Source organism: Janibacter sp. Y6, assembly GCF_040900765.1.
Classification (GTDB): domain Bacteria; phylum Actinomycetota; class Actinomycetes; order Actinomycetales; family Dermatophilaceae; genus Marihabitans; species Marihabitans melonis.
Genome location: NZ_JAKLYZ010000001.1, coordinates 475,229 through 497,047, shown reverse-complemented (window position 1 = coordinate 497,047; position 21,819 = coordinate 475,229). Strand labels below are relative to the sequence as shown.

Sequence of the window (21,819 nt, the reverse complement as noted above, 5' to 3'; positions counted from 1 at the left end):
TTTCACAGGTGTTACGTGAGACGGCGGTCCCGATCCGTGAGACACACAGTACCGAGGAGGGGCCTGCGAAGGGGGAGCGGTCCCGTCATCCGGCACGGCTACCCTTCGTAGCCGTGACCTCCTCGACCTCCACGCCCCGGCCCGCGGGCCTCGGACGACGTCTCGTCGGCATCGTCATCGACTGGGCCGCGTGCCTGGCCATCACCTTCGGGCTCATCGGGCAGGTCGTCGACATCACCCCGACCGGGCAGAGCTTCTACCCGCTACTCGTCCTCTTCGTGGAGCACGTGCTGCTCGTGACCTTCGCCGGCGGGTCCCTCGGGCACCGTTTGCTCGGCATGCAGGTCGTGCCGGTCGCCCGCCCTCGGATCTCGGTCGTCCAGGGGGTCGTGCGCGCCGCGCTGCTGTGCATCGTCATCCCCGCCGTCGTCACCGACCGCGACAACGTCGGCCTCCACGACCGCGCCGCCGGCACGAGGCTCGTCCGCGTCTGAGGCTTTGGTGGTCTCGAGGCTCGGGCCTTGGCGGGCCCGTCGCACCTCGACCAGCAGAAGGCCGCGCACCTCGACCGACGAACGACGAAGCCCCGAGACCAACGGTCTCGGGGCTTCGTCGACGTGCGGTGACGGTCAGCGGCCGCGGAGTGCCTTGCGGTTCATCCGGGCGGAGGTGGGGTCGACGCCGGCGGGGATGCCCTGGCGGATGCCGGGCAGCGACTTCAGGCGCTTGTTGACGACGATGAGCTCCTGCTTGGACAGCGCCGGCTTGAGGCGGGTGAGGGTCCAGCGCATCTTCTGCACGGGGAGCTCACCCTCGCCGGTGCCCACGTGGTAGGTGTACACGGGCACGCCGGGGGCGACGCGCACGACCTTCTTGCGCTCCTTCTCCAGCAGCTTGGCCGCGCGCCCCTTCGGGCCCTCGGCGAGCAGGACGACGCCGGGACGACCGAGCGCCCGGAAGACGATGGCCGCGTTGTCGAGCTCCTGGGCGCGGGCCGCGTCGGCCGCGACCGGCTCCTGGTCGTAGTACCAGCCACGACGCAGCGCGGACAGACCACCGAGCGCGGCGCCCTTCTGGCCCTCCATCTGGCGGAAGGCGGCACGCTCACCACGACGGGCGAGGACGATCATCGCCGCGAGCATCGCCGCCGGTACGGCGACGATCATCGTCAGCCACGGGTGGCCGAAGGCGAAGCCGATGAGCAGCCCGACCGCGATGACGAGGACGAAGGCCCCGAGCATCCACAGCGTGATCTTCGGGTCGATCGTGCGCACGGTGCGGTGCACCTGCGCGATGCGCTTGAAGGGGTTGCGGGTCTCGCTCGGAGCTGCCGGGTTGTCCTGTCGTGCCATAGTGCGCCCGATCCTACGCGGTGGCCGCGCCGGTCTTGCCCGCCGCGAGGAGAGTCGAGGCCTCCTGGCGAGCGGACCCGGTGTCCTCGGCGAGGTGGGCGAGCTCCGCGGGGATCTCGCGACCCCAGCGGCGCATGGCCCCGACGTAGAGACGGCCGGCGCGGTAGCTGCTGCGCACGAGCGGCCCGGCCATGACGCCCTTGAAGCCGATCTCCTCGGCGAGCTCGCTCCAGTGGACGAACTCCTCGGGCTTGACCCACCGGTCGATCGGGTGGTGGGTCGGGGAGGGGCGCAGGTACTGGGTGATCGTGAGGATGTCGCAGCCGGCCTCGTGCAGGTCGCGGATCGCCTGCTCGATCTCGTGGTCCTCCTCGCCCATCCCGAGGATGAGGTTGGACTTCGTCACGAGCTCGGCCTCGCGGGCCATGGAGAGCACCTTCAGCGACTTGTCGTAGGTGAAGGCCGGGCGGATGCGCTTGAAGATGCGCGGCACCGTCTCGAGGTTGTGTGCGAAGACCTCGGGCCGGGCGTCGAAGACCTGGCCGACGAGCTCGGGCTTGGCGCCGAAGTCGGGCGGGAGGATCTCGACACCGGTGCCGGGGTTGAGTGCCTTGATCGCGCGGATCGTCTCGGCGTACAGGCGCGCGGCGCCGTCGGGCTGGTCGTCGCGGGCGACGCCGGTGACGGTGGAGTAGCGCAGACCCATCTGCTGGACGGACTCGGCGACGCGGCGCGGCTCGTCCATGTCGAGGCTCGTCGGGCGACCGGTCGCGATGTCGCAGAAGTCGCAGCGACGCGTGCACACGTCACCGCCGATGAGGAAGGTGGCCTCGCGGTCCTCCCAGCACTCGAAGATGTTGGGGCAGCCCGCCTCCTGGCAGACCGTGTGCAGGCCCTCGGACTTCACCATCGAGCTGAGCGCGGTGTACTCGGGGCCCATCTTCGCCGTCGTGCGGATCCAGCTCGGCTTGCGCTCGATCGGCGTCTCGGCGTTGCGCGCCTCGACGCGCAGCATGCGGCGGCCTTCGGGTGCGACGGTCAACGCAAACCCTCCTGGGTAGATCGGGTGTGGGCGGCGAAGGGGGTTCGTGGCCCAGGTCACCAGGGTACGCCCGGTGGGGGACACCCCTTCGCCCCGCGGTCGCGGAGCAGCCCGACAGGTACAGCGTCGACGGGGTCGCCGATCTTCCCTCCTAGTACTACAGTACGTAGTACTAGGAGGGACCCAGTCGAGGAGGCACCTGAGATGACCGACGTCACCACGAGGCTGAGCAGCCAGGAGTGCTGGGGGCTGCTGCGCCGTCACGAGCTCGGCCGGCTCGCCTTCCACCTCGCCGGCGAGGTCCACATCACCCCGGTGAACTACGCCGTCGACGGCGAGACGATCCTCTTCCGCACCGCCGAGGGCAACAAGCTGCTCGGTGTCGTCATGGACAGCGACGTCGCCTTCGAGATCGACGGGATCGGCGCGCAGGAGGCCTGGTCGGTCGTCGTGCGCGGCTCCGCCCGCGTCCTCGAGGGCCAGGAGGCCTACCGGGCCGAGTCGATCCCCCTTCGCCCGTGGGTCGGCAGCGACAAGCACACGGTCGTCGAGATCTCCGCCGACGAGGTCACCGGACGACGCTTCGCGCTCGACAAGCCGTGGGAGCACATCGGGCGCGGCTGACGGTGGTGCGGCATAGCGTGGCCGCGTGAGCGAGCCGATCCCGCTGAGCCGTGTCGTCGAGGTCTCCCGCGCCGTGGGGGCCACCCGGTCGCGCACGGCCAAGACCGAGCTCGTCGCGCAGGTGCTGCGCGAGACGCCGCCCGCCCAGGTGCGCACCGTCGCCTCCTGGCTCGCCGGTGCCCTCCCGCAGGGACGGGTCGGCGTCGGCTGGCGCAGCCTGGCCGACCTCCCCGCGCCCGCGGCCGCCCCATCGCTCACGGTCGCCGAGGTCGACGACACCCTCTCCGCGCTCGCCGGCACGACGAGCCGCACCACGCGCACCCAGCTCCTCGCCGACCTCTTCGGCCGGGCGAGCGAGGACGAGCAGGAGTACCTGCGCCGGCTGCTCCTCGGCGAGGTGCGGCAGGGCTCGCTCGAGGGGGTGCTCCTCGCCGCGGGTGCGCTCGCCGCCGACGTGCCCGAGCCGACGCTGCGCCGCGCGGCCATGCTCGCCGGCGACCTGCCGCTCGCCGTCGAGATCGCGCTGACGTCGGGGGAGGAGGGCCTGGAGGAGGTCCGCCTCGAGCCCGGTCGGGCGATCCAGCCGATGCTTGCCGGCTCGGCCGCGGAGATCGAGGAGGTGCCCCAGCTCGTCGCCGGCACGCCGGTCGTGCTCGACACGAAGGTCGACGGCATCCGGGTGCAGGTGCACAAGGACCCCGCGGGCCGGGTGCGGGTCTACACGCGCAGCCTCGACGACATCACCGAGCGCGTCCCCGAGGTCGTCGAGGTCGCCGAGGCGCTCGACGCCACCACCCTCGTCCTCGACGGCGAGGCCATCGCGCTGCACCCCGACGGCCGGGCGCGTCCCTTCCAGGAGACCGGGGCGCGGACCGCGTCGAGCCGCTCCGTAGAGGCGCTGCGCGAGGCGACCCCGCTGACGACCTTCGTCTTCGACGTCCTGCATGTCGACGGCCGCGACCTGCTCGACGAGCCGTACGCGACCCGGCGCGAGGTGCTGCTCGAGCTCGTGCCGGAGTCGTCACGGGTGCCGGGGCTGCTCACCTCCGACCAGGGCGAGGCGCGGCGCTTCTTCGACGAGGCCGTCGCGTCCGGCCACGAGGGCGTCGTCGTCAAGGACCTCGACGCCCCGTACGCCGCCGGGCGGCGCGGCAGCGCGTGGACGAAGGTCAAGCCCCGCCACACCCTCGACCTCGTCGTCCTCGCGGTCGAGTGGGGCAGCGGCCGTCGTCGTGGGCTGCTGTCGAACATCCACCTCGGGGCGAAGGGGGAGGACGGCGAGCTCGTCATGGTCGGCAAGACCTTCAAGGGGATGACCGACGAGACGCTCGCGTGGCAGACCGAGCGCTTCCTCGCGCTCGAGACCGGGCGCGAGGGACACGTCGTGCACGTCGACCCGGTGCAGGTCGTCGAGATCGCCGTCGACGGGGTGCAGACCTCGCGGCGCTACCCCGGCGGGGTCGCGCTGCGCTTCGCGCGGGTGCTGCGATACCGCGAGGACAAGACCGCTGAGCAGGCCGACACGATCGAGACGGTCCGGGCGCTGGGGTAGCGCGTCGCGGCGAGGGCGGGTGGTCTCGAGGCTCAGGCCTGGCGGCCTTCGCACCTCGACCAGCCAGGGCTGCGGGTGGTCTCGAGGCTCAGGCCTGGCGGCCCTCGCACCTCGACCAGCGATGACCTCGGGTGGTCTCGAGGCTCAGGCCTGGCGGCCCTCGCACCTCGACCAGCCGGGCCGCTCAGGACCGGCGGAGGACCGCGCAGGCGTCGGCGGGGACGACGAGGGTCGAGCCCTCGAGGCTCGCCTCCCACGCCGCGAGCAGCTCGACGTCACCGACCTCGAGACGCACTGGCTCGGTGCCGAGGTTGACGACGACGTCGCACGCGCCGCGGTGCATCGTCACGACGTCCCCGTCGCGCTCGACCGATCCGCTCGTGAGGTCGGCGTCGGAGAGGTCCGGCACGCCGCGGCGCAGGCCGACGAGGGTGCGGTACCACTCCAGCACCCGGGCGTGCGGCTCCTGCGTCGTCTCCTCCCAGCGCAGCTGCGAGTCGCGGTAGGTCTGGGGCGACTGCGGGTCGGGCACGTCACCACCCCAGCCGTGCGCGGAGAACTCCGCCGCCCGGCCGCGTGACACGGCCTCGGCGAGCTCGGGCTCGGTGTGGTCGGTGAAGTACTGCCACGGGGTGGAGGCACCCCACTCCTCGCCCATGAAGAGCATCGGCGTCCACGGCCCGGTGAGCAGCAGCGCGGCCCCGCACGCGAGGCGACCGGTGCTCACGAGGTGGGTGAGGCGATCCCCCTTCGCGCGGTTGCCGACCTGGTCGTGGGTCTGCAGCGAGGCGACGAAGCGCCAGCCCGGCGTCCGCTCGGGGTCGACCGGACGCCCGTGCGTGCGCCCGCGGAAGCTCGAGTACGTCCCGGCGTGGAAGAAGGGGGTGGCGACGAGGGTGTCGAGAGCCTCTGGCGCGGCGAAGTCCTCGTAGTAGCCCTGGGTCTCGCCGGTGAGCAGGACGTGCAGGGTGTGATGCACGTCGTCGGCCCACTGCCCGGCCAGGCCGAGCCCGCCGAAGCCCCCGGCCGACCGCGGCACGACCGTCGCGGGGTCGTTGCGGTCGGACTCGGCGACGAGCAGCAGCTCGCGGCCGAGCTCGTCGGCGAGGTCGTCGACGGCCTCGGCGAGCTGCTCGAGCACGTGCACCGCGCTCTCGTCGACGAGCGCATGGACGGCGTCGAGCCGCAGCGCGTCGACGTGGAAGTCGCGCAGCCACATGAGCGAGTGGTCGACGAGGTAGCGGCGGACCTCGTCGGCGCGGGGGCCGTCGAGGTTGAGCGCCGGCCCCCACGGGGTCATGTGGGTGTCGGTGAAGTACGGCCCGAAGCGGATGAGCGTGTTGCCGCTCGGCCCGAGGTGGTTGTGCACGACGTCGAGGCAGACGGCGAGCCCGCGCGCGTGCGCGGCGTCGACGAAGCGCGCCAGCGCCTGCGGACCGCCGAGGTCGGGGTGCACGGCCCAGATGTCGACGCCGTCGTAGCCCCAGCCGTGGTGGCCGGGGTAGGTCGCGACCGGCATGAGCTCGACGACGGTGACGCCGAGGTCGACGAGGTGGTCGAGCCGCTCGACCGCGGAGTCGAGCGTGCCCTCGGGCGTGAAGGTGCCGACGTGCAGCTCGTAGATCACCGCACCGCGAAGGGGGACCCCCTGCCAGTGCTCGTCGGTCCACGTGAAGGCGGAGGTGTCGACGACCTGGGACAGACCCATCGGCCCGTCCGGCTGCGCGAGCGAGCGCGGGTCGGGCGAGGTCTCGCCGCCGTCGAGCGCGAAGCCGTAGCGCTCGCCGTCGACCCGGTCGGCATCGCTGCGCCACCAGCCGCCCTCCTCGCGGACCATCGGCTCGCGGGTCTCACCGTCGTCACCTGCACGGACGAGCTCGACCTGCTCGGCGTCCGGGGCCCACACGCGGTGGGGGCCGAGGTCGGCCGGGGCCTGCTCCTGCGCGGCGGCGGCCTCGGGGCCGGTGGTGGCGGCGTCCGGGCCGGTCTCCTCGAGCACCAGCAGCGCGACCGGGGCCTGCGCGAAGACGTCGGCGCAGCGCAGCGCACCGCCGTCGTGCACGGCACCGCTCAGCACGTCGGTCCACCGACCGGGGGAGAGGTCGACCCCTTCGTCGCCCCACCCGCCGGCGTCCTGGAGCCGCCCGGGCGCCCGGGTGACGAGGACGGCGACGCGACCCGAGCGCACGAAGCCGGTGACGTGCTCGGAGCCCGTCGTGACCGGCTCGTACGTCGCCTCGCCGCCGAAGAGCTCGGGGTGGTCGTGCCGCAGCCGCAGCGCGGTCGCGGTGAGGTGCAGCTTCTCGAGGTGCAGGCTCGCCTGCGGGTCGGTCTCGGAGGCGTCGAGGTCCGCGAGGTCGGCGAAGCGACCGGCGAAGTCGACGGGGCGACGGTTGTCGGGGTCGACGAGGGAGAGGTCGACACCGGCGCAGCCCTGGTAGACGTCGGGCATGCCCGGCAGGGTGAGCTGGAGGAGCTTGGCCGCGAGCACGTAGGCGCGCACGTCGTCGCCGAGCTGCTCCTCGGCCGCGTCGAGCGCCTCGCGCACCGGACCGCCGCGGTTGGCCCGGGTCGCGAAGTCGATGACCCGCGCCTCGTGCTCGGGGTCGCCGTCGACCCACGCGGTGCGCTCCTTGCCCTCGCGCATCGCCTTCGTGAGGTACTCGCCGAGGCGCTCGTCGGTGAGGCCGCGCGCGCCGAGGAGGGTCTGCCACACGAGGTGCGCGGTGGGCCGGTCGACGCCGGCCTCGTCAGCGGCGCTCGCCGCGACCTCGGAGAGCCGGCGCCACAGCTGCGGGCGCCCGGAGGCGGCGAGGACGCGGGCTCGCACGTCCTCGCTGCGCTTCGTGTCGTGGGTCGACAGCGTCGTCATCGTGCGCGGCCAGTGGGCCTGCGCGTGCCGGGCCCAGTCGTGCATGTGCTCGGGAGAGGCGTCCGCGACGACGTCGGGGTCGCTGCCCACCTCGTTGAGCGCGACGAGCCGGTGCCAGCGGTAGAAGGTCGTGTCCTCGATCCCCTTCGCCATCACCGGGCCCCACGTCTGCTGCAGGCGCACGCCGAAGTCCGTCGCCGCGGCCTCGTCGTCGGCGAGCAGGGTGAGGGGGCGAAGGGAGTCGAGCTCGGCCGCGAGGTCGGGGCGGGCCGCGAGCGCCCGCTCGAAGGCCTCGTCGATGCGCTCCTGGTCGCTCGGCGCCGGGCGCTCGTCGGGCCGAACGTAGGCGCGGTAGACCTCGCCGGCGACGAGGATCTCGACGACGGCGGCGCGCAGCCGGTCGGGCGCGAGACCCGGCAGGGCCTCCCGGGCGCGCCGGGTGAGCCGCTCGACCTCGGGGGCGAGCGAGCGGTCGACGACGTGCCGCTTCGCGGTCTCGACGGCGTCGTCGAGGGAGGCGGTGCCGCCGGTCGCGGCCCACGTCTCGTCGAGCGTCGGCGCCGAGGCGGGGTCGGTGAGCGCGGCCTGGACGACGCGCAGCGCGTCGTACCCGGTCGTGCCGGCGCAGCGCCAGTCGTCGGGCAGGCGCTCGGTGCCCTCGAGGATCTTCTCGACCCAGATGGGGGTGCCGGGACGGCACGCGGCGGTCAGCTGGTCGAGGTACCCCGTGGGGTCGGCCAGGCCGTCCGGGTGGTCGACGCGGAAGCCGTCGATCGCCCCTTCGTGGTGGAGCTCGAGGAGCAGCGCGTGCGTCGCGTCGAAGACGTCGTCGAGCTCGACGCGCACGGCGATGAGCTGGTCGACCTCGAAGAAGCGGCGGTAGTTGAGCCACTCGTCCTTGTGCCGCCAGTGCTCGAGCCGGTAGTGCTGGCGCGAGAGCAGCTCGGGCAGGTCCTCGGTGTCCTCGCTGCCGAGCACGAGGGGCAGGACGTGGTCGCCGTAACGGATGACTGGGCGACCCTCGCGGACGTCGCGGGTGATCTGGCCGCCCGCGACGAGCTCCTCGAGCGGGGCGCCGAGGACGGGCAGGCCGAGACGACCGCCGCCGGCCTTCCAGTCTATGTCGAACCAGTGCGCGGTCGGGGCGTCGCGGCCCTCGGCGAGGACCTGCCACAGCGGCGCGTTGAGGTGCTCCGGCGAGGGCAGCGCCATGTGGTTGGGGACGACGTCGACGACGACCCCGAGGTCGTGCTCGTGGGCGGTCGCGACGAGCGCGCGGAAGCCCTCGACACCGCCGAGGTCGGCGCTGACCCGGGTGTGGTCGACGACGTCGTAGCCGTGGGCGCTGCCCGGTGCGGCCTGGAGGATCGGCGAGAGGTAGAGGTGGCTGACGCCGAGCGTCGCGAGCATCGGCACCTGGGTCGCCGCGTCGGCGAAGGTGAAGCCCGCGTGCAGCTGGAGTCGGTAGGTGCCGGTGACGGGCCGGCTCACGCGACGCCCGTCGCGGAGGCGGTGGCGGTGGGGGCCGACGCGGTGGCGTCGGGCGCGGTGCTGATCTGACTCGACCAGTCGAGGACCTCGGCGAGGTGGCGCTCGACGAGCGGCAGCACCTCGGCGACGGTGATCTCGCGGCCGGCCTCGCGGGAGAGCGTGGAGACGTCGGCGTCGGGGATGCCGCACGGCACGATCGACTGCGCCCAGGACAGGTCGCAGTCGCAGTTGAGCGCGAAGCCGTGCATCGCGACGTCGCGGCTCACGCGGATGCCGATCTGCCCGACCTTGCGGTCACGACCGCGCTCGTCGGCGAGCACCCAGATGCCCGAGCGACCCTCGACCCGGGTCGTCTCGACCCCGACGTCGCGCGCGACCCGGATCATCATCTCCTCGAGCCGGCGCACGTAGGCGACGACGTCGACGGGGTCGGGCAGGTGGACGATCGGGTAGCCGACGACCTGGCCCGGCCCGTGCCAGGTGATCTTGCCGCCGCGGTCGACGTCGATGACCGGGGTCCCGTCGAGGGGACGCTCGTGCGAGACGGTCCGCTTGCCGGCGGTGTAGACCGCGGCGTGCTCGAGCAGGAGCACGGTGTCCTCGCGCTCGCCGGCGACGACCTGCGCGTGCACCTGCTTCTGACGCTCCCAGGCGTCCATGTAGTCGACGAGATCAGGGGAGAAGCCGAGGTGCTCGAAGCGCATGTCTCGGAGCCTACGCCGCTACCGGGCGGTCATCTGCCGCCGTCTACCGGGCAAGCTCGACGGTCGGCAGCGCGACCTCGACGGCCGCGCCGTCGTCCCCCTTCGTCACGCGGTAGCAGCGCGCCCCGGGCCGCTCCGTGACGCACCCGACGAGCTCGGTGCCCTCGTAGTGCAGGCCGGCGCCGTCGTCGGTGCAGTGCGTCTCGCCGAAGGTGCCGTCGGCGACGAGACGGTGGATCGTGGGGCGCCGGCGTGCCTCGGAGTCGTGGTGCACGCCGTTGTCGAAGGGGAGCAGCCCGAGACCGTCGCGCACGGCCCGCAGCTCGGGGCCGAAGGAGTCGGTCGCCCCGCCGCGGAACCAGCAGATCGAGCCCGCGCTCACCCCGGCGAGGACGACGCCCGCCTCCCACACCCGGCGGAAGGTCTGCTCGAGCCCGTGGACCCGCCACACCGCGAGGAGGTTGGCGACCGACCCGCCGCCGACCCACACGACGTCCTGCGCGAGGAGGTGGGCCTCGACGTCGTCGAGCGTCGGCATGGGGAAGAGGTTGACGTGGGTGAGCTCGAGACCCGCGCGAGAGGCGGCCTCGCCGAGCTGGGCGTTGAAGGAGCGCTGGTCCCCGCTCGCCGTGCCGAGGTGCGCGACCCGGGGGCGACCCTGCGGGCGAGAGAGCCCGATGGCGTGGTGGACGAGCGGGCCGAGGGCGAGGTCACCGCCCTCGGGACGGGCGTAGCCGCCGGAGGTGGCGAGGATCGTCGGCTCGGCAGCGGTCATGCTCCTGTCCTACCAGGCCTGTGGATGACTCCGCGGCGAGGTCGGCCCCCTCGGGCAGCCTGGAGGCATGGACGAGTCGCCGCACCCCGTGAGCACGCTCGACCCCACCGCCGACCTGCCGCACGTGCCCGGCTACCGGGTCACCCGGCGGGTGGCGCGGGGCGGCACCTCGACCGTCTACCGCGCCCGGCGCGAGAGCGACGACTCCCTCGTCGCGCTCAAGGTGCTCGACGCGGACGCCGACGAGCGCGCCCTGCGCGAGCACGAGCTGCTCGCGCAGAGCGCCCTGGAGCACTGCGTCGGCGTCCACGGGTGGGCGACGACGCAGGGCGAAGGGGGACCCCGCCCCGTCCTCGTCCTCGACTGGATGGCGGGCGGCAGTCTTCGAGACGTGGTCCGCGCCCGCGGCTTCCTCAGCGCGGGGGAGTGCGTGACCGTGCTCGTGCCGCTCGCCACCGCGCTGGGGCAGCTGCACCGGCTCGGTGTCGTGCACGGCGACGTCAGCCCCGGCAACGTCCTGCTCGACTCGACCGGGCGCCCGGTGTGGTCCGACCTCGGCTGGTCGCGGCTCGTCGGGGTCGACCCCGGTGAGGCCGACCTGTGGGGCACCGAGGGCTACGTCGCACCCGAGGTGACCCTCGGCCGGCAGCCCTCGGCGGCGAGCGACGTCTTCGGGTTGGGTGCGATCGCCTGGGCCTGCCTCACCGGCGCGGCTCCGGGCCACCGGGCGACCCGGCCGGTCCTCGCCGAGGTGGCGCCGCAGGCGCCGCCGGAGCTGCGGGCCGTCGTCGAGGAGTGCCTCGAGCCGGACCCCGCCGCCCGGCCCGACGTCGACGACGTCGCCGCTCGGGTCTTCGCCGCTGCGGACGCGGAGCCGCTCGTCCTCGTCGTGCCCTGCGACGTCGACAGCTCGCTCACCCGGCGCATCCGCGAGGCGGCGGTGGCCGACATCCACCCCGACGACCTGCCCGTGTGGGAGCGCGACCTCACCCTCGAGGAGCCGCGGCGCTGGTGGCGGCCCTGGCGGCGCGACGACGAGATCGACCTGAGCCGCGACGAGCCGGCGCCGGCGTCGACGTCACGGACGGGTCGGCGGCCCGCTCCGGCCGGTCGGCGTCACGCCGCGCGGGATCGCGGCGGGGGTGCGCACGCCGGCGCGGTGGACCGCTCGACCGTGCGGTCGTGGGTGCTGCCCGGAGCGGCTCTCGCGCTCGCCGTCGTGCTCTCGGTGCTCGTGCCCTGGGAGCGGCTCGCCCAGGCCGAGCAGGCGCCGGGGGCGTCGACGTCGAGCACGTCGGGCTCCGGAGGCGGTGCCGCTGCGGGGGAGCCGGCCGAGGGCGAGGCCGCGCTCGACCCCCGCGCTGCGCGGGAGCGACCGGCCGAGCTCATGACGGAGCTGGCGAGGCTGCGCGCCCGGGTGCTCACCGAGCAGGACGGTGACCTGCTCGCCCGTCTCGTCGTGCCCGGCTCGCCGGCCGAGCGGGCCGACCGCGCAGTGCTGCGGCGGCTCGGCGAGGGCGGTCACCGCTACACCGGGCTGGCCCATCGCGTGAGCGGCGTGTCGCTCGTGCGCAGCTCGAGCAGCACCGACGTCGTGCTCCGCGCGAGCATCGCCACCTCGGCGTACTCCGTGAGCGGACCGGCCGCGCGGCGACGCCCGGCCCAGCCGGCCGTCGTCACCGACGTGCACCTGGCCTACCGCGACGGGCGATGGCGGGTGGTCGACCTGCGCGAGCCCTGACCCGAGTGGTCGTCGTGGTGTCTGGGCGGAGGCCAGTGCGGGCTCAGCCCTGCTCGCGGAGCATCCAGCGAACCAGGGTGGGCAGATCAGGGTGCTCCCACGCGAAGCCGCCGTCGGACAGACGGGTCGGCAGCACACGGGTGGAGGAGAGGATCTCCCCGGCGAACTCGCCGAGGACGACCCGCAGCGCCGGCGAGGGAGCCGGGAGCACGGCGGGACGGTGCAGCTGGCGCCCGATCTCCCGGGCGACGTCACGCTGGCGGTAGGGCTGGGGCGGGGCGAGGTTGACCGGGCCCTCGACGTCGGCGTCGAGGAGCCACACGAGCGCCGCGACCTCGTCGTCGAGGGAGATGAGCGGCCACCACTGCCGGCCGCGTCCGAGCGGGCCGCCCAGGCCCAGGCGGCCGAGACGCAGCAGCGGCCCGGTCGCGCCGCCGTCGCGGGTCGCGACGAGCCCGGTGCGGGCGTGAGCGACGGACATGCCGGCGTCACGGGCGGGGTCGGCGGCCTCCTCCCAGGCCCGGACGACCTCGGTGAGGAAGCCGTGGCCCGGCGCGGAGTCCTCGGTGAGCACCTCGTCGGCGCGGTCGCCGTAGATGCCGATGGCCGACCCGGCGACCATCCGGGGCACGCCGGCCGAGGCGGCGGCCCGGGCGAGGGTGCGGGTGGTCTCGACCCGCGAGGTGAGGATGAGCTGCTTGTACGACGGGGTCCACCGCTGGTCGCCGACTCCGGCGCCGGAGAGGCAGACGACCGCGTCGGCGCCCTCGAGGACCGTCGGGTCGAGCTCACCGCTCGAGGGGTCCCAGCGTCGCTCGTCGGCGGACCTCGGCTCGCGCCGCACGAGACGGACGACCTCGGTGCCGCGCGCGCGCAGGGACGCCGAGAGCGCGCTGCCGATCAGACCGGAGGACCCGGCGACGACGACGCGCTCTCGGACGTGCATGCTGCTCAGGCCTCGAAGCTGCCCTCCTCGAGACGCGCCTTGACGGTCCCGAGGAAACGAGCGGCGTCGGCGCCGTCGACGACACGGTGGTCGTACGACAGGGCCAGGTACATCATCGAGCGCACGGCGATCGTCTCGCCGCCGTCGGCGTCGGTGACGACGATCGGACGCTTGACGATCGCGCCGGTGCCGAGCATGGCCACCTGCGGCTGGTTGAGGATCGGGGTGTCGAAGAGCGCACCCCGGCTGCCGGTGTTGGTGATCGTGAAGGTGCCGCCGGACAGGTCGTCCGGGGTGATCTTGTTGGCGCGGGTGCGCTCGGCGACGTCTGCGATGGCGCGCGCCAGACCGGCGACGTTGAGGTCACCGGCGTTCTTCACGACCGGGGTGAGCAGACCGCGCTCGGTGTCCACGGCGATGGAGAGGTTCTCCGAGCCGTGGTAGACGATCTCCTCGCCCTCGACGCTGGAGTTGACGACCGGGTGCTGCTTGAGCGCCTCGGCCGTCGCGAGCGCGATGAAGGGCAGGAAGGACAGCTTCGTGCCCTCGCGGCGCTCGAAGTCGGCCTTGGTGCGGGCACGGACCCGGGCGATCTTGGTCATGTCGACCTCGACGACCGTCGTCAGCTGGGCCGAGACCTGGAGCGACTCGACCATCCGCTGGGCGATGACCTTGCGCAGGCGGGTCATCTTCTCGCGGGTGCCGCGCTTGCTCGGCGAGACGCTGCTCTCCATGCCGCGGGGCGGGGTGCTCGAGGACGCCGGGGCCTGCGCTGCCGGGGCCTGGGCCGCGGGAGCGCTTGGCTGCTCGGCGGGGGCGTTCTTCGCACGGGCCGCCTCGAGGACGTCCTCCTTGCGGATGCGGCCGCCGACGCCGGAGCCCTGGACGTCGGCGAGGTCGATGCCGTTGTCGGCCGCGAGCTTGCGCACGAGCGGGGTGACGTACTTCGACGCGTCCTGAGGGGCGCTGTCGCCGGAGGCGGGAGCCGAGGTGCTCGAGCCCGAGGCCGGGGCCTGCTGGGTCGCCGCGGACTCGCCACCGGTGGAGGGGGCGGACTGACCGGCCGGCTGGTCGGCGACGTCGCCGCCCTCGCCGTCCTCGGGGAGGGACTCGTCCTTCTGGGCGCTGTCGTCGGTGTCCTCGGAGGAGGCGCTCTCCTGCGTCTCCTGCGCCGGCTGCTCCTTCGGGGCCTCCTGCTTCGGGGCCTCCTGCTTCGGGGCCTCCTGCTTCGGGGCCTCCTGCTTCGGGGCCTCCTGCTTCGGGGCCTCCTGCTTCGGGGCCTCCTGCTGGGGCTCCTCCGCGGAGCCGCCGCCGGACCCGCCGATGACCGCGAGGTCGGCGCCGACCTCGACCGTCTCGTCCTCCTGGACGAGGATCGAGGTGAGCGTGCCCGCGACGGGCGAGGGGATCTCGGTGTCGACCTTGTCGGTGGAGACCTCGAGGAGCGGCTCGTCGACCTCGACCTCGTCGCCCTCGGCCTTGAGCCAGCGGGTGACGGTGCCCTCGGTGACGGACTCGCCGAGCGCCGGCATCTGGACCTTCTGGCCCTCGTCGGTGCTCGCGGTCTCGGCCTGGGGCTTCTTGGCGGGCTCGTCCTCGGCGGTGCTCGGCGCGGTGGCCTCCTCCTCCGCCTCGGCCTGCTGCTCCTGCGTGTCGGCGGCGTCCTCGCTCGCGGCGGGGGACTCGGCCTGCTCGTCGGCGCTGTCGTCGGCGCCGCCCTCGTCGGAGCCGGAGCTCGCGGGGGCGTCGCCGTCACCGATGACGGCGAGGTCCGCGCCGACCTCGACGGTCTCGTCCTCCTCGACGAGGATCTCCTGCAGGGTGCCCGCGACGGGCGAGGGGATCTCGGTGTCGACCTTGTCGGTCGAGACCTCGAGGAGCGGCTCGTCCACCTCGACGCTGTCGCCGACGCTCTTGAGCCATCGAGTCACGGTGCCCTCGGTGACGGACTCCCCGAGGGCCGGCATGGTCACGCGCTCTGACATGGCGTTGTTTCTCCTTCGTCGACATCACGCTGGTCGCGGTCGTTGGGTCTCACACTCTCACGCGGACAGGCTCGATGGAGAGCCAGGTCACGTGCTGGCTGCCCATCTTGTCAGGGCGATCAGGCGTGGGCGTGGAGGGGTCGCCCGGCGGCGAGCATCGCCGCCTCGCCGAGGGCCTCGCCCTGGGTCGGGTGGGCGTGCACGAGCGAGGCGACCTCCTCGGGATGGGCCTCCCAGCCGACCATGAGCTGGGCCTCTCCGACGAGCTCGCTGACCCCTGCGCCGATCATGTGGACACCGAGCACGGGGCCGTCGACCTCGCGCACGACGGTGATCGACCCGCTCGTGCCGCGGATGATGCTGCGTCCGTTGCCGCCGAGCGGGTAGGTCGAGCTGGCCACCTCGTGACCGGCGGCCTGCGCCTGCGCCGAGGTGAGGCCGACCGATGCGATCTCGGGGTCGCAGTACGTGACGCGCGGGATCTGCACGTCGACGACGGGCGCGGGCTCCAGGCCCGCGACGTCCTCGGCGACGAAGATGCCGTGCGCGAAGCCGCGGTGGGCCAGCTGCAGGCCGGGGACGAGGTCGCCGACGGCGCGCACGCCCTCGACGTCGGTGCGCAGCCGCTCGTCGGTCGGCACGAAGCCGCGCTCGGTGCGCACGCCGACCTCCTCCAGCCCGAGGTCCTGGGTGCGCGGACCGCGACCGACGGCGACGACGACGAGCTCGACCTCGAGCGGGTCGCCCTCCTCGAGACGCACGACGACGGTGTCCGCGCCGGCCTCGACCGAGGCGACGCGGGCGCCGGTGCGGGTGGTGATGCCGCGCTTCTTGAAGCTGCGCTCGAGCACCTTGCTGATCGCGGGCTCCTCGCCCGCGACGAGGCGGTCGAGCGCCTCGACGATCGTGACGCGCGACCCGAGGCCGGCGAAGACCGACGCGAGCTCGGACCCGATGACACCGCCACCGAGCACGGCGACGCGCTCGGGGATCTCCTCGATGCGCAGGACGCCGTCGCTCGTCATGACGCGCGGGCCGAGCTCGACGCCAGGGAGGGTCCGGGCCTGGCTGCCCGTCGCGAGGACGACGGTGCGGCCGGTGACCCGGCGTCCCTCGACCTCGACGGTCGTCGCGTCGACGAGCCGCCCGCGCCCGGGCACGACCTCGGTGCCCGACTGGGTGACGAGACCGACGAGACCCTTGTGCAGCTGCCCGACGACCTTGTCCTTGTACGCGTGCAGAGCCGGCACGTCGACCCCCTCGAAGGAGGTCCGCAGCCCCATCCCCGCCCCGTGGCGTGACGCCTCGGCGACCTCCGCGGCGTGGAGCATCGCCTTGGTCGGGATGCACCCGCGGTGCAGGCAGGTCCCGCCCACCTCGGCCTCCTCGACGAGGGCGACGGTGAGCCCGAGCTGGCGCGCGCGCAGCGCGCAGGCGTACCCGCCGCTGCCGGCTCCGAGGATCACGAGGTCGAAGGGGGTCGTGGGGTCTGCCACGGTGTGCTCCTTTGCATCAGTGGTGCCCGGGGTGACGGACGGGGCACAGCGTAGAGGCTGCGCCCAGAGCGCCCGACCACGGCCAGGACGCACGGAGCCCGACCACGGCCGGGACGCACGACGCCCCGCACCCGGGGCCGGGTGCGGGGCGTCGTGCTCAGCGGTGCCGGGTCAGGCGAGGTCCTCGAGGTAGCGCAGCATCGTCGCGACGCCGACGCCGGTGCCCCCCTTGGGCAGGTGGTCGCGCGCACCGCCGTCGCGGAAGGACGGGCCGGCGATGTCGAGGTGCGCCCACGGGATGGTCTCGCCGTCCTTCGTGCGGGCGAACTCCTCGAGGAAGATGCCCGCCGTGAGGGCGCCGCCCATCCGGTCGGCCTTGTGCGCGATGTCGGCGACGAAGGAGTCCAGGCCCGGGCGCAGGTCGCGCGGGAGCGGCAGCGGCCACGACGGCTCGTCGGTCGCGGCCGACGCGACGCCGACGGCGTCGCGCACGGACTCGTCGTTGCTCATGACGCCGTAGATGTCCGGGCCGAGGGCGACCATGCAGGCGCCGGTGAGGGTCGCGATGTCGAGGATGACCTCCGCGCCCTGCTCGGCGGCCAGCGACATGCCGTCGGCGAGCACCATGCGGCCCTCGGCGTCGGTGTCGAGGATCTCGACGGTCATGCCGTTGCGCATCGTCACGACGTCGCCGGGGCGCTGGGCGTTGCCGCCCGGCATGTTCTCGGCGAGGCACAGGTAGCCCGAGACGGCGACGGGGACCTCGAGCTCGGCGGCGGCGACGACGGTCGCCGCGACGGCGGCGGCACCGGCCATGTCGGACTTCATCGTCGCCATCGAGGCGGCCGGCTTGATGCAGACGCCGCCGGTGTCGAAGGTGATGCCCTTGCCGACGAGCCCGACGTGGGGGGCCTTGCGCGAGCGCGACGGGGTGTACGTCATCTGCACGATGCGCGGCGGGCGAGAGGAGCCCTGGCCGACGCCGACGATGCCGCCGAAGCCCCCCTTCGCCAGGTCCTTCTCGTCGAGGACGGTGAGGCTGATCTTGCCCGGGCTGGCCTTGACGGTCTCCGCGACGCGGTCGGCGAAGGACTGGGGGTAGAGCAGGTTGGGCGCGGTGTTGACGAGGTCGCGCGCCCAGGCGACGGCGCGGCCGAGGACCTCGGCGCGGGCGAGGACGTCCTTGGGGGCGTGCTCCTTGCCCAGGGTCGTGCCGATCTCGACGGTCTCGAGCCCGCCCTCGGCGTCCGCGGACTTGTGCGCGGTGAAGGAGTAGGAGCCGCTGAGCGCACCCTCGGCGATCGCCGCGAGCTGCGCGGGGCCGTCATGGGGGAGCAGCAGGCGCACGGAGCTGGCCTTGGGCAGGGCGCGGGTGGCGGCGCCGGCGGCACGACGCAGGGTCTCGGTGGTCGGCGCGTCGTCGCCGAGGCCGACGAGCAGGAGGGTGCGGGCGCGCAGACCGGCGGGCGCGGCGGCGAGCGTCGTGCTGCCGAGCGCGGTCTTCGGGGCGAGCACCTCGACGAGCGAGGCGATCTCGTCGGCCAGCGCGGCGTCGAGCTCGACGCCGGTGGCGACCTGCGCGGCGGGCGCCGCGTCCTTGCGGCGGCGGCCCCCCTTCGGGCTCTCCGCGGGGCGGAGGCCGACGACGACGGTGTCGCCGGAGTAGCCGGCCAGGGAGGTGTTGCCGAGGGCGAGACGGGGCACGGGTGTCCTTCCGGTGGGGTGCGATCCGTCACCACGCTATCCCGGATCCTGAGACGAGTAGCCTTCGCCGCATGACGCAGACCCAGCGCACCTCACCGCTGCACCAGGCCCATGTCGACCTCGGCGCGAAGATGGCCGACTTCGGCGGCTGGCAGATGCCCATCGAGTACCCCGGCGGCGGTGTCGTCGCCGAGCACACGGCGGTGCGCGAGCGCGTCGGCGTCTTCGACGTCAGCCACCTCGGCAAGGCGAACGTCACCGGCCCGGGCGCCGCCGCCTTCGTCAACCGCTGCCTCACCAACGACCTCGGCCGGATCGAGCCGGGCAAGGCGCAGTACACCCTGTGCTGCTCCGAGACCGGGGGCGTCGTCGACGACCTCATCGCCTACCTGCGCTCGGAGGACGACGTCTTCCTCATCCCCAACGCCGCCAACACCGCGACCGTCGTGCAGATGCTGCGCGACGAGGCGCCCGAGGGCGTGAGCGTCACCGACCAGCACGAGGACTACGCCGTGCTCGCCGTCCAGGGCCCGCTGAGCGACGAGGTCCTCACCGCGCTCGGGCTGCCCGTCGACCACGAGTACATGTCCTTCGAGGAGGCGGACTTCCAGGGCACGCCGATCACCGTGTGCCGCACGGGCTACACGGGTGAGCGCGGCTACGAGCTCGTCGCCCCGAGCTCGGCGGCCCCGGCCCTGTGGGCGGCCCTCATGGAGCAGGTCACGCAGCGCGGCGGTCTGCCCGCCGGTCTCGGGGCGCGCGACACCCTGCGCACCGAGATGGGCTACCCGCTGCACGGCAACGACCTCAGCCTCGACATCACCCCCGTCATGGCCGGCTCCGCGTGGGCGGTCGGCTGGGAGAAGGAGAACTTCTGGGGCAAGGAGGCACTCGTCGCCCAGCGCGTCGCGAAGGAGTCGCGCGTGCTCAAGGGTCTCGTCGTCACCGGCCGCGGCATCCCCCGCGCGCACTGCGCGGTCAAGGACGCCGAGGGCACCGTCGTCGGCGAGGTCACCTCGGGCACCTTCAGCCCGACGCGCAAGGAGGGGATCGCCCTCGCGCTCCTCGACCGCTCGGTGAGCCTCGGCTCCCAGGTCGTCGTCGACGTCCGCGGCCGCGACCTGCCCGCCGAGGTCGTCAAGCCCCCCTTCGTCCAGGTGCAGGTGCGCGCGTCATGACCGAGCGCTGGCGCTTCCGCTACGAGGGCGGCGAGGGCGCGCCCTCGTCCTCGACCGACTTCCCGACGCAGGCCGACGCCGAGTCGTGGTTCGCGGGGGAGTGGTCCGATCTCGCCGAGCAGGGCGTCACCGCGGTGACCCTGCTGCACGAGGACGCCGAGGTCTACGGCCCGATGCCGCTCGACCCCGCCTGACCGCACCGCACCCGCACCACCCATGACGAAGGGGTGCCCCGGACCGCTCGGTCCGGGGCACCCCTTCGTCGTGCGGGCGAGAGGTCAGGACAGCGGCGCGCCGCGCTCGACCTGGGGCTTGGGCATCCGGGTCCGGCGCATCTGGAAGCTGCGCATCCCCGCGTACATCGGCAGGCCCTTGAGATCGGTGTCCTCGCCGAACTTCGCGAGGATGCCCTTCTTCGTGCGGCGCCACAGCAGGACCGCGTCGAGGACGGCGAGGGCGAAGAGGACGTAGACGCCAAGGAAGAAGAGCGTGGCGATGCTCGGCGCGATGACCGACATGACGAGCACGGCGAGCATGAGGAGCAGGAGCATCTCGCCGAGGTTGAAGCGGCGGTCGACGGCGTCGCGCACGTAGCGGCGCACCGGGCCCTTGTCGCGCGGGGGCAGGTTGCGGTCGTCGCCGGTCATCATCGCCTGGCGCATCTTCATGCTCTGCTCGCGGCGCGCGGCCCGGTCGGCGCTCTTCGCGGCCTTGGGGTCGTTCTGCACCAGCGGGCGCCGGCGGGCGGCCTCCTGGTCACGCCGCTTCGGGGTCGGTCGACCCTTCGCCCCGTCGCCCCGAGGGCGATCCGACAGCGCGGCCTGCTCCTGGAGCTCCTGCTCGCTCTTGCTCTTGCGTCCGAACACGACGTGAAGTCTAGGTGCACGCACCACCCGCTCCCCGCCGCCCCGACGGCGCGGCCCGCCGCGGGGGCGCGCGCACGCCCTCGCGGTAGCGTCCCCCACGTGACTTCGCCCGACGTGCTCAGCCAGGACCAGATCCAGACCATCCGCGACCGCGTGCGTGACCTCATGCCCGGTGTGCGCGCCGACCTCGAGGCGCTCACCCGCATCCCGAGCGTCAGCCTCGACTCCTTCGACCAGGCCCAGGTGCAGCGCAGCGCCGAGGCGACCGCGGAGCTGCTGCGGGCGGAGGGCCTCGATGTCGAGATCGTCAGCGAAGGGGGACGCCCCGCCGTCATCGGCCACGTCGCCGGCCCCGAGGGCTCGCCGACCGTCCTGCTCTACGCGCACCACGACGTCCAGCCCCCCGGGGCCCTCGAGGACTGGGACACCGACCCCTTCGAGCCCACCGAGCGCGACGGGCGGCTCTACGGCCGGGGCGCCGCGGACGACAAGGCCGGCGTCATGGCCCACGTCGCCGCGCTGCGCGCGCACGCCGGCGATCTGCCGTGCAGCGTGCGCATCTTCGTCGAGGGCGAGGAGGAGATCGCCTCGGAGTCGCTGCCGCGGATCCTCTCCGAGCACGGCGACAAGCTCGAGGCCGACGCGATCGTCCTGGCCGACTCGCTCAACTGGGCGATCGGCACCCCGGCGCTCACGACGACCCTGCGCGGCTCGATCCGCGCCGTCGTCACCGTGCGCACGCTCGACCACGGCGTGCACTCCGGCATGTTCGGCGGGGCCTGCCCCGACGCCCTGACCACCCTCGCCCGGCTGCTCGCCACCCTCCACGACGACCAGGGCGACGTCGCGATCGAGGGCCTCAAGGCCACCGACGCCCCCGAGCTCGACTACGACGAGGCGCGCCTGCGCGAGGAGTCCGGCCTGCTGCCGGGCACCGAGCTCATCGGCACCGGCTCGATCCTCTCGCGGCTGTGGACCAAGCCGGCCGCCGTCGTCATCGGCATCGACGCCCCCGCGGTCGACGAGGCGGGCAACGTGCTCAACGCGTCGGCGCGGGCGAAGATCAACCTGCGCCTGCACCCGCAGGAGGACCCGCAGGACGCGTGGGCCGCGCTGCAGCGCCACCTCGCCGACTACGCCCCGTGGGGCGCCACCGTCGAGGTCGAGCTCGACGAGCAGGGCTGGGGCTTCGCCGCCGACGCGCAGGGGCCGGTCTACGACCAGGCCCGCGCCGCCTTCGCCGACGCGTGGGGCACCGACCCGGTCGACGTCGGCATCGGCGGGTCCATCCCCTTCGTCCAGGCCTTCGCCGAGCGCTTCCCCGACGCGGCGATCCTCGTCACCGGCGTCGAGGACCCCGACACCCGCGCCCACGGCGCGAACGAGTCGCTGCACCTCGGTGAGTTCGAGCGCACCTGCGCGGCAGAGGCGCTGCTCCTCGCCCGTCTCGGCGCGATGCCCCGCGGCTGAGCGCGCTCGGCCCGCTCGCCC

General features: G+C 73.7%; 17 protein-coding genes. 7 read left to right on the top strand and 10 right to left on the bottom strand.

The window, feature by feature from the left end:
* The first annotated feature begins 113 nt into the window (after positions 1-113).
* Positions 114-494 (top strand): RDD family protein, encoded by a 381-nt coding sequence (locus L6241_RS02390; protein ID WP_368244609.1) that lies wholly within the window; start codon positions 114-116, stop codon positions 492-494.
* Positions 495-629: 135 nt separating this feature from the next.
* On the opposite strand, the gene L6241_RS02385 is transcribed toward L6241_RS02390, so the two are convergent.
* Together L6241_RS02385 and lipA are read right to left on the bottom strand one after the other, a co-directional pair.
* Positions 630-1,352 carry a DUF4191 domain-containing protein gene (locus tag L6241_RS02385; protein WP_368244607.1) on the bottom strand — a complete coding sequence of 241 codons (723 nt, stop codon included), beginning with the start codon at positions 1,350-1,352 and terminating at the stop codon, positions 630-632.
* 13 nt (positions 1,353-1,365) lie between these two features.
* Positions 1,366-2,394 (bottom strand): lipoyl synthase, encoded by a 1,029-nt coding sequence (gene lipA, locus L6241_RS02380; protein WP_368244606.1) that lies wholly within the window; start codon positions 2,392-2,394, stop codon positions 1,366-1,368.
* A gap of 204 nt (positions 2,395-2,598) precedes the next feature.
* On the opposite strand from lipA, the gene L6241_RS02375 reads away from it, so the two are divergent.
* Positions 2,599-3,018 (top strand): pyridoxamine 5'-phosphate oxidase family protein, encoded by a 420-nt coding sequence (locus L6241_RS02375; protein ID WP_368244604.1) that lies wholly within the window; start codon positions 2,599-2,601, stop codon positions 3,016-3,018.
* Between the two features lie 25 nt (positions 3,019-3,043).
* Complete coding sequence (locus L6241_RS02370; protein ID WP_368244603.1) at positions 3,044-4,570, top strand: ATP-dependent DNA ligase; 1,527 nt, start codon at positions 3,044-3,046, stop codon at positions 4,568-4,570.
* A gap of 184 nt (positions 4,571-4,754) precedes the next feature.
* On the opposite strand, the gene treY is transcribed toward L6241_RS02370, so the two are convergent.
* From treY to L6241_RS02355, 3 genes are read right to left on the bottom strand one after another with little or no spacing between them, the layout of a single operon-like run.
* A complete protein-coding gene (gene treY / locus L6241_RS02365) occupies positions 4,755-8,933 on the bottom strand; it encodes a malto-oligosyltrehalose synthase (RefSeq protein WP_368244602.1) in 4,179 nt (1,392 codons plus the stop codon).
* Positions 8,930-9,637: a lipoyl(octanoyl) transferase LipB gene (gene lipB / locus L6241_RS02360; protein WP_368244601.1), complete on the bottom strand. Its 708-nt coding sequence runs from the start codon at positions 9,635-9,637 to the stop codon at positions 8,930-8,932. Before lipB ends, treY begins: the two co-directional genes overlap by 4 nt.
* A 43-nt stretch (positions 9,638-9,680) precedes the next feature.
* Positions 9,681-10,412 (bottom strand): Type 1 glutamine amidotransferase-like domain-containing protein, encoded by a 732-nt coding sequence (locus L6241_RS02355; protein WP_368244600.1) that lies wholly within the window; start codon positions 10,410-10,412, stop codon positions 9,681-9,683.
* A 67-nt stretch (positions 10,413-10,479) separates the two neighbouring features.
* Here L6241_RS02355 and L6241_RS02350 point away from each other — a divergent pair, with 67 nt between their 5' ends.
* The gene (locus L6241_RS02350) at positions 10,480-12,153 is read left to right on the top strand and encodes a protein kinase (protein ID WP_368244599.1); all 1,674 of its coding nucleotides are present in this window, start codon (positions 10,480-10,482) and stop codon (positions 12,151-12,153) included.
* A gap of 43 nt (positions 12,154-12,196) precedes the next feature.
* Here the strand turns inward: L6241_RS02350 and L6241_RS02345 are convergent, their stop codons facing one another.
* From L6241_RS02345 to L6241_RS02330, 4 genes are all read right to left on the bottom strand, one after another.
* The gene (locus tag L6241_RS02345; protein ID WP_368244598.1) at positions 12,197-13,099 is read right to left on the bottom strand and encodes a TIGR01777 family oxidoreductase; all 903 of its coding nucleotides are present in this window, start codon (positions 13,097-13,099) and stop codon (positions 12,197-12,199) included.
* Between the two features lie 5 nt (positions 13,100-13,104).
* Positions 13,105-15,084 carry a 2-oxoglutarate dehydrogenase, E2 component, dihydrolipoamide succinyltransferase gene (gene sucB, locus L6241_RS02340; protein ID WP_368244597.1) on the bottom strand — a complete coding sequence of 660 codons (1,980 nt, stop codon included), beginning with the start codon at positions 15,082-15,084 and terminating at the stop codon, positions 13,105-13,107.
* A gap of 119 nt (positions 15,085-15,203) precedes the next feature.
* Entirely contained in the window at positions 15,204-16,580 is a 1,377-nt protein-coding gene (gene lpdA, locus L6241_RS02335; RefSeq protein WP_191564161.1) for a dihydrolipoyl dehydrogenase, read from the bottom strand.
* A 171-nt stretch (positions 16,581-16,751) separates the two neighbouring features.
* Positions 16,752-18,284 (bottom strand): leucyl aminopeptidase, encoded by a 1,533-nt coding sequence (locus L6241_RS02330; protein WP_191564160.1) that lies wholly within the window; start codon positions 18,282-18,284, stop codon positions 16,752-16,754.
* Between the two features lie 71 nt (positions 18,285-18,355).
* Between L6241_RS02330 and gcvT the strand changes: the two genes are divergently transcribed.
* Both gcvT and L6241_RS02320 read left to right on the top strand, forming a co-directional pair.
* A complete protein-coding gene (gene gcvT, locus L6241_RS02325; protein WP_368244596.1) occupies positions 18,356-19,462 on the top strand; it encodes a glycine cleavage system aminomethyltransferase GcvT in 1,107 nt (368 codons plus the stop codon).
* Entirely contained in the window at positions 19,459-19,656 is a 198-nt protein-coding gene (locus L6241_RS02320) for a hypothetical protein (protein WP_123093346.1), read from the top strand. The genes gcvT and L6241_RS02320 overlap by 4 nt, the downstream gene beginning before the upstream one ends.
* Positions 19,657-19,740: 84 nt before the next feature.
* Here L6241_RS02320 and L6241_RS02315 read toward each other — a convergent pair whose 3' ends face one another.
* Positions 19,741-20,328 carry a DUF3043 domain-containing protein gene (locus tag L6241_RS02315; protein ID WP_068275200.1) on the bottom strand — a complete coding sequence of 196 codons (588 nt, stop codon included), beginning with the start codon at positions 20,326-20,328 and terminating at the stop codon, positions 19,741-19,743.
* Between the two features lie 99 nt (positions 20,329-20,427).
* Here L6241_RS02315 and L6241_RS02310 point away from each other — a divergent pair, with 99 nt between their 5' ends.
* A complete protein-coding gene (locus L6241_RS02310) occupies positions 20,428-21,798 on the top strand; it encodes a dipeptidase (RefSeq protein ID WP_123093345.1) in 1,371 nt (456 codons plus the stop codon).
* Positions 21,799-21,819: the final 21 nt, after the last annotated feature.

Coding starts and splice junctions, on each gene's coding strand:
- L6241_RS02385 (WP_368244607.1), bottom strand. CDS start 1,352: ATGGCACGACAGGACAACCCGGCAGCTCCGAGCGAGACCCGCAACCCC.
- L6241_RS02375 (WP_368244604.1), top strand. CDS start 2,599: ATGACCGACGTCACCACGAGGCTGAGCAGCCAGGAGTGCTGGGGGCTG.
- L6241_RS02320 (WP_123093346.1), top strand. CDS start 19,459: ATGACCGAGCGCTGGCGCTTCCGCTACGAGGGCGGCGAGGGCGCGCCC.
- gcvT (WP_368244596.1), top strand. CDS start 18,356: ATGACGCAGACCCAGCGCACCTCACCGCTGCACCAGGCCCATGTCGAC.
- L6241_RS02345 (WP_368244598.1), bottom strand. CDS start 13,099: ATGCACGTCCGAGAGCGCGTCGTCGTCGCCGGGTCCTCCGGTCTGATC.
- sucB (WP_368244597.1), bottom strand. CDS start 15,084: ATGTCAGAGCGCGTGACCATGCCGGCCCTCGGGGAGTCCGTCACCGAG.
- L6241_RS02355 (WP_368244600.1), bottom strand. CDS start 10,412: ATGACCGCTGCCGAGCCGACGATCCTCGCCACCTCCGGCGGCTACGCC.
- L6241_RS02350 (WP_368244599.1), top strand. CDS start 10,480: ATGGACGAGTCGCCGCACCCCGTGAGCACGCTCGACCCCACCGCCGAC.
- lipB (WP_368244601.1), bottom strand. CDS start 9,637: ATGCGCTTCGAGCACCTCGGCTTCTCCCCTGATCTCGTCGACTACATG.